This window comes from Cupriavidus sp. H39 (genome assembly GCF_050271075.1).
GTDB lineage: Bacteria > Pseudomonadota > Gammaproteobacteria > Burkholderiales > Burkholderiaceae > Cupriavidus > Cupriavidus necator_B.
Map to the genome: position 1 here is coordinate 1,700,058 of NZ_CP189846.1, position 13,345 is coordinate 1,713,402.

General features: G+C 68.5%; 12 protein-coding genes. 10 read left to right on the forward strand and 2 right to left on the reverse strand.

Annotation, left to right across the window (positions count from 1 at the left end; translation table 11 throughout):
* Positions 1 to 125 precede the first annotated feature (125 nt).
* Genes ACOCMH_RS08090 through ACOCMH_RS08100 form a run of 3 tightly spaced genes read left to right on the forward strand, consistent with a single transcriptional unit; the run spans position 126 to position 3,408 of the window.
* Entirely contained in the window at positions 126 to 1,118 is a 993-nt protein-coding gene (locus tag ACOCMH_RS08090) for a Bug family tripartite tricarboxylate transporter substrate binding protein (RefSeq protein WP_427306394.1), read from the forward strand.
* A gap of 45 nt (positions 1,119 to 1,163) precedes the next feature.
* Positions 1,164 to 2,183, forward strand: coding sequence for a DUF1338 domain-containing protein (locus ACOCMH_RS08095; RefSeq protein WP_427306395.1), 1,020 nt, complete (start codon positions 1,164 to 1,166; stop codon positions 2,181 to 2,183).
* A 13-nt stretch (positions 2,184 to 2,196) separates the two neighbouring features.
* Positions 2,197 to 3,408 carry a PLP-dependent aminotransferase family protein gene (locus tag ACOCMH_RS08100; protein ID WP_427306396.1) on the forward strand — a complete coding sequence of 404 codons (1,212 nt, stop codon included), beginning with the start codon at positions 2,197 to 2,199 and terminating at the stop codon, positions 3,406 to 3,408.
* 34 nt (positions 3,409 to 3,442) lie between these two features.
* Here ACOCMH_RS08100 and ACOCMH_RS08105 read toward each other — a convergent pair whose 3' ends face one another.
* Complete coding sequence (locus tag ACOCMH_RS08105; protein WP_427306397.1) at positions 3,443 to 4,273, reverse strand: FadR/GntR family transcriptional regulator; 831 nt, start codon at positions 4,271 to 4,273, stop codon at positions 3,443 to 3,445.
* A 410-nt stretch (positions 4,274 to 4,683) separates the two neighbouring features.
* On the opposite strand from ACOCMH_RS08105, the gene ACOCMH_RS08110 reads away from it, so the two are divergent.
* The 7 genes from ACOCMH_RS08110 (at position 4,684) to ACOCMH_RS08140 (ending at position 12,164) form a co-directional block, all read left to right on the forward strand.
* Positions 4,684 to 5,886: an ABC transporter substrate-binding protein gene (locus ACOCMH_RS08110; RefSeq protein WP_427306398.1), complete on the forward strand. Its 1,203-nt coding sequence runs from the start codon at positions 4,684 to 4,686 to the stop codon at positions 5,884 to 5,886.
* Between the two features lie 109 nt (positions 5,887 to 5,995).
* Positions 5,996 to 6,853 (forward strand): branched-chain amino acid ABC transporter permease, encoded by an 858-nt coding sequence (locus ACOCMH_RS08115; RefSeq protein ID WP_427306399.1) that lies wholly within the window; start codon positions 5,996 to 5,998, stop codon positions 6,851 to 6,853.
* On the forward strand, positions 6,853 to 7,848 hold the full coding sequence (locus ACOCMH_RS08120; protein WP_427306400.1) for a branched-chain amino acid ABC transporter permease: 996 nt from the start codon (positions 6,853 to 6,855) through the stop codon (positions 7,846 to 7,848). Before ACOCMH_RS08115 ends, ACOCMH_RS08120 begins: the two co-directional genes overlap by 1 nt.
* The gene (locus ACOCMH_RS08125) at positions 7,845 to 8,621 is read left to right on the forward strand and encodes an ABC transporter ATP-binding protein (protein WP_427306401.1); all 777 of its coding nucleotides are present in this window, start codon (positions 7,845 to 7,847) and stop codon (positions 8,619 to 8,621) included. The genes ACOCMH_RS08120 and ACOCMH_RS08125 overlap by 4 nt, the downstream gene beginning before the upstream one ends.
* Positions 8,618 to 9,322 carry an ABC transporter ATP-binding protein gene (locus tag ACOCMH_RS08130; protein ID WP_171513580.1) on the forward strand — a complete coding sequence of 235 codons (705 nt, stop codon included), beginning with the start codon at positions 8,618 to 8,620 and terminating at the stop codon, positions 9,320 to 9,322. Before ACOCMH_RS08125 ends, ACOCMH_RS08130 begins: the two co-directional genes overlap by 4 nt.
* Before the next feature lie 48 nt (positions 9,323 to 9,370).
* Complete coding sequence (locus tag ACOCMH_RS08135; protein ID WP_427306402.1) at positions 9,371 to 10,654, forward strand: Zn-dependent hydrolase; 1,284 nt, start codon at positions 9,371 to 9,373, stop codon at positions 10,652 to 10,654.
* Positions 10,655 to 10,673: 19 nt separating this feature from the next.
* The gene (locus ACOCMH_RS08140; RefSeq protein WP_427306403.1) at positions 10,674 to 12,164 is read left to right on the forward strand and encodes a M81 family metallopeptidase; all 1,491 of its coding nucleotides are present in this window, start codon (positions 10,674 to 10,676) and stop codon (positions 12,162 to 12,164) included.
* 251 nt (positions 12,165 to 12,415) lie between these two features.
* On the opposite strand, the gene ACOCMH_RS08145 is transcribed toward ACOCMH_RS08140, so the two are convergent.
* Positions 12,416 to 13,282 carry a LysR substrate-binding domain-containing protein gene (locus tag ACOCMH_RS08145; protein ID WP_427306404.1) on the reverse strand — a complete coding sequence of 289 codons (867 nt, stop codon included), beginning with the start codon at positions 13,280 to 13,282 and terminating at the stop codon, positions 12,416 to 12,418.
* Positions 13,283 to 13,345 lie beyond the last annotated feature (63 nt).

A 13,345-nucleotide genomic window follows, 5' to 3' on the forward strand; every position in this document is an offset into this window, starting at 1 on the left:
AATCTCGCTTGAACCGGTGGACTTGATGAGAAATGATTCGGACCTGGTCCCGCCGCGTGCTCCCCGGATCCCCCGCTCTCCGCGGCACCGCCATAACGACAACCACCAGGTAGACAGGAGATTTCATGAAACGCTTGTTCAGCGCGCTGGCCGCCGGCACCTTTGCCGTCGGCATGACGATGTCCGGCATCGTCGCCGCCGAGGATTTCCCCGCCAAGCCCGTGCGCATCATCGTGCCGTATCCGCCGGGCGGCACCACCGACATGGTGGCGCGGCTGGTCGGCGAGCGGCTGGCGGTGCAGTGGAAGCAGTCCGTCGTGGTCGACAACCGGCCCGGCGCGGGCGGCATTGTCGGCACCGGCGCCGCTGCCAAATCCACGGCCGACGGCTATACGCTGCTGATGGGCTCGGTGGGCGAATTCGGCATCAACCCGACCTTGTACAAAAAGCTGCCCTATGACGCCGCGGCTGATTTCGCGCCGGTGTCGATGGTGGCGCGCGTGCCCAACGTGCTGGTGCTGTCGCCGGCCTTTGCCGAGCGTGCCCGTGTGCAGACGCTGGCGGAGTTCATCGCCTACCTGAAGGCCAACCCGAAGCGCGTCAATATGGCGTCGGCGGGCAACGGCACCTCGACGCACCTGGCCGGCGAGCTGTTCCAGCGCATGACCGGCACCGAGATGAGCCATGTCGCCTACAAGGGCAGCAGCCCGGCGATTGCCGACCTGATGGGCGGCAGCGTCGACGTGATGTTCGACAACCTGCCGGCTTCGCTGCCGTTCATCCGCTCCGGCAAGCTCAAGGCGCTGGCGGTGACCACGCCGGCGCGCTCGTCCGCATTGCCCAATGTGCCGACGGTGGCCGCCGCCGGCCCCGTGCAGGGTTTCGACGCCAGCCCGTGGTTTGGCCTGCTGGCACCGCGCGGCGTACCCAGCGCGGTGGCGCAGAAGATCAGCCAGGACCTGGCGCTAGTGCTCGGCGATCCCGCGGTACAGGCGCGCATGCGCGACCTGGGCGCGGAACCTGCGCCGGGCACCCCTGAAGCCTTTGCCGAGGTGCTGAAGAAAGACCGCCAGAAGTGGGGCGAGATCGTGCGGCTCTCAGGCGCGTCGGTGGACTGAACGCCGTTGTTGGTTTCCTTCTTGTTATCGAGCCCTCCCTTCATCATGAGCCCCATCACCCAACTCGTTTCCCTGCACCTTGGCGCCGCCGGCGCTGGCCGCCTTGCCAGCCTGGTGGACGCACCCACCCAGCTGCCGGCCGGCGAAGCCGGGCGCCCGTCGCGCGCCGAGATTGCCCACGCGCTGAACCTGGTGCTGTTCGCCGGCATCCTCGAGCGCGTGCCGACCGGCAAGGCCTACACCGAAGACGTGGTGGCAGCGGGCGGCAAGGTTCATTTCGACCATGGCGCGCTGCGCACGGTGCGCTGGCCCGACCACGGCGCGCTGCCCGCCGGCGAGGCTGCCTTCACGCGCATCCTGCGTCCGCTGGGCTACCGGCTCAACGGCACCTATCCGCTCGACCGGATCGGCATGACGGGCCGCTCATACGCGCACGAGGACGCGCCGGAAGAGATTGCGCAGTTCTTTGTCAGCGAGCTGCATCCCGAACGCTTCAGCGAGGGCTTCCAGCAAGCCGTCAGCCGCGTGGTGCGCACCTCGGTCGATCCGCTCACGCCGCGCGCGCAGGCATTGCTGTGGGAACTCGAGCGCGACGGGGCCTTGCCGCTGGCGGAGGCGGGCGCACTGATCGGTGCGCTGGCGCGCTGCTTCGAGCGCCAGCACGCCATGCCCACGCTGGCCGACTACGAGGCCCTGCTGGCCGAATCGGCGGAGATGGCGTGGATCGCCACCGAGGGCAATGCCTTCAACCACGCGACGGACCGCGTCGAAGACGTGTTCGCGCTGGCCGAGGCGCAGAAGCGCCTGGGGCGGCCGATCAAGGACAAGGTGGAAGTGTCCCGCAGCGGCCGCGTGCGCCAGACCGCCTTCCGCGCCGACCCGGTGCGCCGCGCCTTTATCGGCGCGGACGGCGCCGAGGTGGTGCGCGAGGTGCCCGGCTCGTTCTACGAGTTCATCACGCGCGACTGCTACGTGGATGACGCACAGGCAGTTACGCGCACCGACCTGGGCTTCGATGCCGGCAACGCGCAGGGCATCTTCAAGATGACCGCCGCCGCATGCTGAGGCCGACCCGACCATGACCGCCTACCCGTTCGTTCCCGCGCTGCGCGAGCCGCAAGGCTCACCGATCCGCGAGCTGTTCAAGTACCTGTCGGATCCGGAGATGATTTCCTTCGCGGGCGGCTACCCCTCGGCCGCGCTGTTCGATGCCGACGGCATCGGCGCCGCATCCGCGCAGGCGCTGCGCGAACGGCCCGCTGAATGCCTGCAGTACGGCGCGACCGAAGGCGTACCCGCGTTGCGCGACGCGCTCGCGGTGCTGATGGCGGAGCGCGGCGCCGCGGTGGCGCGGGACGAACTGCTGGTCACCAGCGGCTCGCAGCAGGGCTTTGATTTCCTGGTGCGCGCGCTGGTGGAGCCGGGCAGTGTGGTGCTGGTCGAGGAGCCGACCTATTCGGCGACGCTGCAGGCGCTGCGGCTGGGGGGCGCCGACGTGCGCGGCGTGCCGTCAGACCAGCACGGCATGGACGTCGATGCGCTCGCGGCCATGCTGGCCGGTGGCGCGCTCCGCCCGCGGCTGGTCTACACGGTGCCGACCTTCGCCAACCCGACCGGCGCCACGCTGTCGCACGCACGCCGGCTGCGGCTGCTGGAGCTGGCGGCCCGGCACCAGGTGGTGCTGGTCGAGGACGATCCCTATGGCGCGCTGAGCTTCGACGGTGCCGCGCCGCCGTCGTTGCTGGCGCTCAGTGGCCAGGTGGCCGGCGTACGTCCGTGGCTGGTGCACCTGGCCAGCCTGTCGAAGACGCTCGCGCCCGGCCTGCGCATCGGCTGGATGGTGGCCGCGCCGGAAATCATCCGCCGCGCCGTGATTGCCAAGCAGGTATCGGATCTCTGCACGCCGCCGTGGATCCAGCTGGCTGTCACGCAATACCTGGCGGACGGCCGCTTGCCCGCGCAGGTGGCGCGCGAGATCACGTTCTACGGCGACAAGCGCGACCGGCTGGCTGAATCGCTGCGGCTGGCCTTCGGCGATCGCATCCGCTTTGCCTTGCCCGCCGGCGGCATGTTCCTGTGGGCCTCGCTGGACGGCATCGATGATGCCGCCGCGCTGCTGCCGCATGCGATCGCGGAGAAAGTGTTGTTCGTCCCCGGCGCCGGCTTCTATGCGGCGCGCCGCGCGCGGCCCGCGTTCCGGCTTTCGTTTGCCGGCGCGGCCCCGGCCCAGATCACCGAAGGCGTGGCGCGGCTGGCGCGGGCGGCGGCGCGGCTGGACGCAGCCGGTTGATGCGATAGCCGGTGCGCCGTTTGCACCCGGCGCCTCATGCAGGCGCGTCGTCTGCCGGCAGCATCCGGCCGCGCCGCGGCATTTCGGAGTCGAGCACCAGGCGGCCGTGGACGCGTCCGTTCATGCGCGTGACGTAATGCGTGCACTCTTCCATATGGGCTGACATCAGCGCGCGTACGGTCTCGGCGTCGCGCTGGCGCGCCGCCTCGACAATGCGCTTGTGGAACTTGACGTTGGCCGCGCCGAATTTCTCGTGCTCGCAGGCAGGGGTGTCGTTGCCGAACACCACCAGCTGGCGGATCATCTCGTTGATCAGTTCGCAAGAAAACCGCAGCATCGGATTGGGATTGGCCGCGGCCAGGATGTCGTGGAAGGTCAGGTCTTCCTGGCGCTGGTCGAGCAGCGGCGTCGCGGCCGCGGCCGATGCCGGGTCGCACAGGTCGATGGTGCGTTCCAGCGCGTTGAAGTCGTCCTCGGTAAGGTGCGGCACCGCGCCGGCGGCCAGCTCGGGCTCCAGCAGCCGCCGCACGGTATAGATGTCGGCAATGCCGACGTCCTTGAAGAACAGGTAGTTCTGCATCAGCTGGAAGGTGCGGTCCAGCGGCACTTCCACGATCGTGCCCCCGCCCGCCGGTCCGGTGCTGACCCGGATCAGGCCTTGCACTTCCAGCGACTTGAGTGCCTCGCGGATCGTGCTCTTGCTGACGGAGAACATCTGCTGCAGCTTGACCTCGTGCGGCAGCTTGTCGCCGGGACGCAGGTTGCGCTGGGTAATCAGCCGCTTGAGCTCTTCCGCCACCAGGTCCGCGCGCTTTTGCCTGCGGATCTCGATGGCCCCGGTCTTGCCCTCCCGAAACATCGCCATTGCTCTTTCCTTGTCATGCGCCCGGGCCTGGAGGCTTGGGCGCTTGCATTCTAGCCAAGCGCGGCTGCCGCTGGCTTGCCCCGGCGCCGTGCATGCTGCCCCGTTGGCCGTCATGGCTGGTGCGCCCCGCACCTTTTTGTCCCGCCATTCCCGCAACGCCAGGGGGCGCCGGTGCCCCGCGCAGAGCTTGCGTAAACCCTGATCTTCCCTTTGTTGACAACGGTTCCGGCCGACTTCTAAGATGATTCTATTCTATTTATCCGTATAAATAGAATAAACAGGTTCGATTCTTGCTCGGTCATGCCGGCGCCGGGCGAAGTCACCAGCATGTCGGGGAGACGGTACAGCGCCACCTGGCGTTGGCCAGCCTTTCGCCCCGTGCCCCATCCCCACAGACCGAGGAGTGAGCCTTGAATCGTCGTGACCTGCTGAAACTGGCGGCGCTGTCCGCCGTCCCCACCTCGCTGATCCATGGCCGCAGCGCCCTTGCCGCGGGCGAGGCGCTGGAGTTTGGCTGCCCGGTGCCCATGTCGGGCGCCTTCGCCGCCAACGGCAAGTTTGCCGACCTGGGCATGCGGCTTGCCGTTGACCAGTACGGCCAGGTGCTGGGCCGGCCGCTGCGCTACAGCGTGCTCGATACCGAAGGCAAGCCCGCCACCGCAGTGCGCAAGGTGCAGGAGCTGGCGCAGCAGAAGGCGGCACGCTACTTCGCCGGTGGCATCCTGTCGTCGGAGTCGCTGGCCATGGGCAAGGAGGCGGAAAAGTTCGGCGGCGTGTTCGTCACCACCGCGGGGGCCGACGAGATCACCGGCAAGGACTGCAACCGCGCCACCTTCCGCTGGTCAGTGCCGACCTTCGGCGCGATCGAGCGCACCGTGCGGCCGCTGATCGAATCGATGCCCAAGGCGAAGCGCTGGTACACCATCACGCCGCAATACGTGTTTGGCGACGGACTGCTGTCGGCCGCCAAGGCGATCTTCAAGGAGAAGGGCATCGAGCACGTCGGCAACAGCTACCACGCCCTGACCGAGAAGGAATTCAGCGGCTACCTGACCAATGCGATGGCCGCCAAGCCGGACGTGCTGCTGATCCTGAACTTCGGCTCGCAGTCCGCCGACACGCTGCGCCAGGCGGTCAGCTTCGGCATGAAGAAGAACAGCACCATCCTGCTGGCCTGGGCCTCGGGGCTGGAACAGTTCGAGTCCCTCGGCGCCGACCTGTGCGAGGGCGTTTACTTCGGCGCGCAGTACTGGCACGGCGTCGATACGCCGCTGAACCGCGACCTGGTCCAGCGCACCCAGGCCAAGTTCAAGGCCAATCCCAACTACAGCCTGGCGGGCTCGTACATCTGCACCAAGATCATGGTGGACGGCGTGATCAAGGCCGGCAGCGCCGATCCCAAGGCCGTGGTCGCCGCGCTCGAAGGCATGAAATACGAAGGCCTGACGGGTCCCGAGGAAATCCGCGCCGCCGACCACCAGGTGCTGAAGAACTACTACCTGCTCAAGGGCAAGGCCAAGTCCCGCATGAAGGACAAGGACGACTACGCCGAGATCGTCAGCGTCGGCAAGGCCTTCCTGCCGGTCGACCAGACCCAGTGCAAGATGGCCTGATGCCCTGACACCGGGGCCGCCGCCCCGGCAGACAACACACTGAAGCACACCGAAGCACCATGCCACGCAGTGTCGTGCGGCATGGCGGCTTCCTACATCCGTACGACTCATGAACGTCTATCTGTTGCAGGTGATCAACGGCGTCGGGATCGGCATGCTCTACTTCCTGCTGGCGGTAGGGCTGTCGATCGTTTTCGGCCTGTTGCGCTTCGTCAATTTCGCGCATGGTGCCTTCTATGCGCTGGGTGCCTACCTCTGCTTCCAGGCGCTGCAGCTCGGCATGAATTTCTGGGCGGCGCTGGTGCTCGCCCCGGTCGTGATCGGCGCGCTGGCGTGGCTGACCGAGAAGCTCATGCTGCGCCACGTCTATGCGCAGCCGCATGAGTTCCACATCCTGGTCACGGTGGGCCTGGCGCTGGCCATCCAGGAACTCATCATCGTCGGCTGGGGACCGCTCGGCGTCGACGTGCCGCCGCCGGACGCGCTGCAGGGCGTGGTGATGTGGGGCGACTTCATCTATCCCAAGTACCGCCTCTTCGTGATCGGCTTCACCGGCCTGCTGGCCATCGGCCTGTGGTGGCTGCTGGAAGGCACGCGGCTGGGCAGCGCGGTGCGCGCTGGCAGCGAATCCACCGAGATGGTGTCGCTGCTCGGCATCAACGTGTTCCGCCTGTTCAGCCTGATGTTCGCGCTGGGGGCCGCGACTGCGGCGCTCGCTGGCGTGCTGGCGGCGCCGATCCGCGGCGCCGAGCCGTTCATGGGCGTCGAGGCGCTGGGCGTGGCCTTCATCGTGGTCGTGGTGGGGGGCATGGGCAGCTTCACCGGCGCGCTGGTAGGCGGCTTGCTGGTCGGCGTGGTGCAGAGTCTGATGAGCACGCTGTGGCCCGAAGGCGCGCGGCTGATGATCTATGTCGCCATGGCCGCGGTGCTGCTGCTGCGTCCGCATGGCTTGCTGGGGAGGGGATGATGGCTATGGAAAGACAAGGGTTCTTGCGCTACCGCTTCTGGTGGCTGGCGCTTGGGGTCACGCTGCTGCTGCCGTTGACGATGCGCTCCGGCACGCTCGCCACCGAAGTGCTGATCTACGCGATGGCCGCGATGGCGTGCAACCTGCTGCTCGGCTACACCGGCCTGCTGTCATTCGGCCAGGGGATCTTCTTCGGGCTGGGCAGCTATGCGGTGGGACTGGCACTGACCCGCGCAAGCCTGCCGATGCCGGTGGCGCTGCTGCTGTCAGTCGCGATCGGCGCGGCCGCAGCGGCGCTGGTGGGCTGGTTTGCGATCCGGCAGCGCGGCACCTACTTCGTGATGCTGACGCTGGCGTTCGCGCAGATGTTCTACTTCCTCGCCTATACGGCGCCCGGCCTTACCGGCGGCGACAACGGGCTGCTGGACATCCCGCGTCCGCCGCTGTCCGTCGCCGGCCATGCGCTGGTGCCGCTGGCGTCGCCGTGGCAGTTCTATGGCTTTGTCGCGGTGCTGTTCCTGGCAGTCTTCCTTGCGGTGCTGCGCGTGACCGAGTCCGTGCTCGGCCGCACGCTGCTCGCGATCCGCGACAACGAAGAGCGCGCCCTGGCGGTTGGCTACAACGTCAAGGCGTTCAAGCTGCTGGCGTTCATGGTCTCCGGCGCGGTCACCGGACTGGCCGGCGCGCTGCACGCGATGCTGACCGGGATCGCGCCGCTGGCCAATATCGACTACCACGCCAGCGAGATGATCCTGGTGATGACCGTGATCGGCGGCACCGGCAATATCTTCGCGTCGGTGCTGGGCGCGGCCTTCTATGTGCTGCTGGCGGACTGGCTGTCGACGCTGTGGCCGCGCTGGCTGATGCTGCTGGGCTTCCTGCTGATCGCTGTCAGCCTGTTCATGCAGCGCGGGCTGTGGGGGCTGGGCGCCACAGCATGGGAGCGACTGCGCGGCGTGCGCCGCGCGCCCGCCACGCAGGAGGAACGCGCATGAGCCCCACCACTATCCCCATCCTTGAAGCCACCGGCGTCGTCAAGCAGTACGGCAAGTTCATGGCGCTGGGCGGGGTCGACCTGCGCGTGATGCCGGGCACGATCCATTCGGTAATTGGCCCCAACGGCGCCGGCAAGACCACGCTGTTCCACATGCTGACCGGCACCAAGGAAGTCAGCGCCGGCCGCATCCTCTTCGACGGCACGGACGTCACGGCGGAAGCCGACTACCAGCGGGTCCAGCGCGGCATCGCGCGTTCGTTCCAGGTCACCAGCCTGTTCCCGAGCCTGCCGGTGCGCGAGAACCTGCGCCTCGCCGCGCTGGGCACGTCGCCGCGCAAGGCCATGAGCGGATGGCGCCTGCCGGTGGGTGCGCTGGCCTGCGGCGAGGTCGTCGACCAGGTGCTGGAGCGGCTGGAACTGACGCGCGTCGCAGACAGCGCGGCGGGCGTGCTGTCGCACGGCCAGCAGCGGCGCCTGGAGGTCGGCATGGCGCTGGCCGCGCGGCCACGTGCGATTTTCCTGGACGAGCCCACCTCGGGCATGGGCGTCGACGACCTCGGCGCGATGAAGCGGCTGATCCGCGGGCTTGCGCAGGACCACACCGTCGTGCTGATCGAGCACAACATGGACATCGTCATGGATATCTCGGACACCGTCACGGTGATGCAGCAAGGCAAGGTGCTGATGGAAGGGCCGCCCGCGGCCGTGCGCGGCGATCCGCGCGTGCGCGCCGCCTATCTCGGCAACATGATCACCGGAGGCAAGGGATGATGCTCGACGTACAGGAGATACATGGCTACTACGGCAAGAGCCATGTGCTGCAAGGCGTATCGCTGGCGGTCGGCGAAGGCGAGCTGGTGACGCTGCTGGGGCGCAACGGCGCCGGCAAGTCGACCACGCTCAAGGCCATCGCCGGCGTGGTCCGGCCCAGGGGCGGGCGTGTCGTCTTCCGCGGCCGGGACGTGGCCGGCATGGCGCCGCACCGGATTGCCGCCGACGGCCTGTGCCTGGTGCCCGAGCACCGCGGCATCTTCAAGCTGCTGACGGTGGAAGAGAACCTCAAGCTGGCCGCGCGCCGCGATTCGCCGTGGCAGCTGCAGGACATCTACCGCATCTTCCCGCGCCTGCGCGAGCGGCGCGGCAACGGCGGTGCGCAGCTCTCCGGCGGCGAACAGCAGATGCTCGCCATCGGGCGCGCCATGATGAACCATCCGCGCCTGCTGATGCTCGACGAGCCGGTCGAAGGGCTGGCCCCGGTGATCGTGGAAGAGATCGTGGCGCAGCTCAAGGTGATCAAGGCGGCCGGCGTGCCGATCCTGCTGGTGGAGCAGAACCTCGAGGTCTGCACGCAGCTGGCCGACCGCCACGTGATCATCGAGCAGGGCAGGGTGGTCTACACCGGCAGCAACGACGCGTTTCGTGCCGATGAGGCGGTCAAGGACCGCTATCTCGGCGTCGGCCTGGCGGCCTGAACTGGATCAAGCCGGCCGCAATGCCGGCCGACCGTTACGAGGAATGACATGACGACTTTACAAGCTGCGCGCGAGGCGGTTGCGGCTGCCGGCGCGCGCGCCGACCTGCGCATCGACGGCGAGCGCCTGTGGGACACCCTGATGCGCCTGGCCACCATCGGCGCCACGCCCAAGGGCGGCGTATGCCGGCTGGCGCTGACCGACCTGGACCGCCAGGGCCGCGACTTCTTCGTCGCCGAGGCCAGGGCAGCCGGGTGCACGATCCGTGTCGATGCCATCGGCAATATCTTTGCGCGTCGCGCCGGGCGTGATGATGCCTTGCCACCGGTGATGACCGGCAGCCATATCGACACCCAGCCGACTGGCGGCAAGTTCGATGGCAACTACGGCGTGTTCGCCGGCATCGAAGTGCTGCGCACGCTCGCCGATGCCGGCATCGTCACCGATGCCCCGCTCGAGGTCGCGGTCTGGACCAACGAGGAAGGCTCGCGCTTCGTCCCGGTGATGATGGGCTCGGGCACATTCATCGGCGAATTCGCGCTGGCTGACATGCTGCAGCAGCGCGACCGCGATGGCATCGGCGTCGGGCAGGCGCTGCAGGCGATCGGTTATGCCGGGCCGGAGCCGGTCGGTGGGCGCCCGGTCGGCGCCTACCTTGAAGCGCATATCGAGCAGGGGCCGGTGCTGGAGGCAAACGACACGACCATCGGCGTGGTCACGGGCGCGCTCGGGCAGCGCTGGTACGACGTGGTGCTGACCGGGATGGAAGCGCATGCGGGCCCAACGCCGATGGCGCTGCGCAAGGATGCGCTGCTGGCGGCGTCGGAGCTGGTCGGCATCGTCAACCGCATCGCGCTCGATCATCCCCCGCATGGCCGCGGCACGGTGGGCTGCCTGGCCGTGCATCCCGATTCGCGCAACGTCATCCCCGGCAAGGTGACCATGACGGCGGACCTGCGCGCCGGCGATGACACGGTGCTGTCGGCGATGGACGCGGCGCTGCGCGCGCAGGTTGCCGCGTTGGCGGCGCGCAGCGGCATCGCCATCGACCTGCGCCAGGTGGTGTACTTCCCGCCGCAGCCGTTCGATGCGCGGCTGGTCGAGGCAGTGCGCGGCGGCGCGCGGCGGCTCGGCCATTCCGCCATGGAAGTGATCAGCGGTGCCGGCCATGACGCGGTTTACCTCGCCCGCGTCGCCCCGGCCGCGATGATCTTCGTGCCGTGCAAGGACGGCATCAGCCACAACGAAATCGAAGACGCGCGGCCCGAGCACCTCGAGGCCGGCTGTAACGTGCTGCTGCACGCCATGCTCGATGCCGCCACGCGGCCATGACACCTGGACGGACTGACCGATGAAGATCCTGATTGCCGGACTCAATCACGAGACCAATACCTTTTCACCGGTGCCGACGCCGCTGGCTGCGTTCGCGCCGGCCTATGGCGATGCCGCCTATCGCGCCGCCAAGGGCACCCGCACCGCGGCCGCTGCCTTCATCGACCTGGCCGAGGCCGCCGGCGCCGAGATCGTGGTGCCGGTGATCGCCGCGGCCAACCCGAGCGGACGCGTCGCCGCCGACGCCTACACGCACCTGTGCGACACCATCATCGCGGCCGCGCACGGCTGCGATGCGGTGATGCTTGACCTGCATGGCGCGATGGTGGCCGAAAACAGCGACGACGGCGAGGGCGACCTGCTGCGCCGCCTGCGCGCGGTGCTGCCGCATGCGCCGGTCGCGGTCGCCCTTGACCTGCACGGCAACATTACGCAGGCGCTGGTCGACCATGCCGACATCGCGGTCAGCTTCAAGACCTACCCGCATGTGGACATGTATGAAACCGGCGCGCATGCCGGCCGGCTGCTGCTTGACATGGTTGCCGGGCGCGTGCGGCCGGTGATGGCGTGGCGGCGCCTGCCGCTGATCACGCACACCTTGCGCAGCCGCACCGATGAAGGCGCGATGCAGCGCGCCGTGGCGCTGGCGCGCGAGGCCGAGCGGGACGGCATGCTGGCGGTGTCGGTGCTGGCCGGCTTCGGCCTGGCCGATATCGCCGCGCCATGCCTGAGCGTGATCGTGGTCGGCGACGGCGATCCGGCCAGGGCGGAAGCGGTCGCCAGCCGGATCGCGGCGCAGGCATGGGCCGAGCGTGATGACTTTGCCTACCAGGCCGAGCCGCTGGCCCGTTCCATCGCGCGCGCGGCGCAGCTGGCGGACAGCGCGGACGGTGCTGACGCAAGGCCAGTGCTATTGCTCGATCACGGTGACAACTGCATGTCCGGCGGTACTTGCGACAACATGGCGGTGCTGCACGAGGCGCTGGCGCAGGGGCTGACCGGCATCGCAGTCGGGCCGGTGTGCGACCCGGAGGCGGTGGCGGCGCTGGTGGACGCCGGCGTCGGGGCCCGCATTACGCTGCCGGTCGGCGACAAGGTGGCCTTGCCCCAACTGGAGGTCTATCCGCAGGCCAGGCCGCTGACCGGGACGGTGGCGGCAATCAGCGACGGCGAGTACATCATCACCGGGCCGACCTACACCGGGCAGCGCATCCGCATGGGGCGCACCGCCTTGCTCGATATCGGCGCGGCGCAGGTGATCGTGACCGAGACCCCGCAAGAGCACTGGGACCTGGGGATCTTTACCCATATCGGCATCGATCCGCATCGGGCCAGGTTTCTGCTGCTGAAATCGCGCATGTACTGCCGGCCGGTGTTCGTGCCGATCGCGAGGGCGGTGGTGGAGTGTGACGGGGAGGGGGTTACCAGTTCACGGTACGAGCGGTTTCCGTTCCGGCAGGTCAGCAGGCCGGTTTATCCGCTCGACGATACCGCTGCGTGGGTGGAATAGGGACGCTTGCGGGAGGCATCAGGAGGACTGCCGGTTCGGGAGGGGGATGTCGGCCTGCACGGACCGATGCGGCTGACTTCGTGGATGCGCCGGCCCTCACCCCCGCCCCTCTCCCGCAAGCGGGAGAGGGGAGCAAACAAGCGGGAAGGCAATACGCTGTGGGGCTCGCACGCGATAACACTGTGCAAGCGCAGCGAGGCACTCCGTGCCAGAGCCGAAGACCTGAGAACCCGTTCAGTACGAATACCACCTCACCCCCGCACCGCCACGTCCCGCAACCACTGCGCGAAGCGCCGGATCAGCGCCTGCTTGGGGTTGTCGCCGCGCCAGACGATGTAGCAGTTATGGCTGGCCGGAAAGCTGCCCATCAGCGGCTGCACCAGCCGCCCCGCCGCGATGGCCTCGCGCGCCAGCAAGGCGCGCGTGAGCGCCAGGCCCATGCCGCTGGCGGCGGCTTCGATCAGCAGTGCGCGGCAGTCGAAGACGATGCCGTCTTCGGGCTCATCCAGCACAACGCCCGCGGCAGCGCCCCACTGCGCCCAGCGGAAGCGCGCGTGCCGCAGCCGCGGCAGGTGCGCGGCGTCGGCCGCGGTCATGCCGGCGTGCCGCTGCGCGAAGCCGGGGCTGCATACCGCGATGATGTCGTCGTCGAGCAGCTTCAGGCACTGGTAGCCGGTGAAGGGCGCCGGGCCATAGCGCAGGCTGACGTCCAGGTCCGACCGGGCAAAGTCGGGGTCTTCGGTGCTGGCGGCGATGGACAGGTCCAGGCCAGGCAGCGCCTGGCGCAGCTGCGGCAGCTTGGGCACCAGCCATGCACCGGCCAGTTCCGGACTGACATTGACATGCAGCGACTGCCGTTCGCGCGCGCGCCGCTCGGCCGCGCCGGCCAGTGACAGTTCCACCGCGCGCAGCGCGCGATCGAGGTCGTCGGCCAGTTCGCGGCCGGTGGCGGTCAGCTCCAGCTGCCGGCCGGCACGCAGGAACAGGGCGCAGCCAAGCTGTGACTCCAGCGCACGGATATGCCGGCTGATGGCGCCATGCGTCACGCACAGCGCATCGGCGGCACGCGTCATGCTGCCCGTGCGCGCGGTGGCGGCAAAGGCCTGGAGCACTTGCATCGAGGGGAGCCGGCGGATCATGGCTGTGATCTTGCCTCACAGGTGATGGCAAAACAAGTCGAT

Bases quoted from the DNA above. Each gene is read 5' to 3' on its own strand.
- ACOCMH_RS08090 (WP_427306394.1), top strand. From the start codon at position 126: ATGAAACGCTTGTTCAGCGCGCTGGCCGCCGGCACCTTTGCCGTCGGC.
- ACOCMH_RS08095 (WP_427306395.1), top strand. From the start codon at position 1,164: ATGAGCCCCATCACCCAACTCGTTTCCCTGCACCTTGGCGCCGCCGGC.
- ACOCMH_RS08100 (WP_427306396.1), top strand. From the start codon at position 2,197: ATGACCGCCTACCCGTTCGTTCCCGCGCTGCGCGAGCCGCAAGGCTCA.
- ACOCMH_RS08105 (WP_427306397.1), bottom strand. From the start codon at position 4,273: ATGGCGATGTTTCGGGAGGGCAAGACCGGGGCCATCGAGATCCGCAGG.
- ACOCMH_RS08115 (WP_427306399.1), top strand. From the start codon at position 5,996: ATGAACGTCTATCTGTTGCAGGTGATCAACGGCGTCGGGATCGGCATG.
- ACOCMH_RS08120 (WP_427306400.1), top strand. From the start codon at position 6,853: ATGGCTATGGAAAGACAAGGGTTCTTGCGCTACCGCTTCTGGTGGCTG.
- ACOCMH_RS08125 (WP_427306401.1), top strand. From the start codon at position 7,845: ATGAGCCCCACCACTATCCCCATCCTTGAAGCCACCGGCGTCGTCAAG.
- ACOCMH_RS08130 (WP_171513580.1), top strand. From the start codon at position 8,618: ATGATGCTCGACGTACAGGAGATACATGGCTACTACGGCAAGAGCCAT.
- ACOCMH_RS08135 (WP_427306402.1), top strand. From the start codon at position 9,371: ATGACGACTTTACAAGCTGCGCGCGAGGCGGTTGCGGCTGCCGGCGCG.
- ACOCMH_RS08140 (WP_427306403.1), top strand. From the start codon at position 10,674: ATGAAGATCCTGATTGCCGGACTCAATCACGAGACCAATACCTTTTCA.
- ACOCMH_RS08145 (WP_427306404.1), bottom strand. From the start codon at position 13,282: ATGCAAGTGCTCCAGGCCTTTGCCGCCACCGCGCGCACGGGCAGCATG.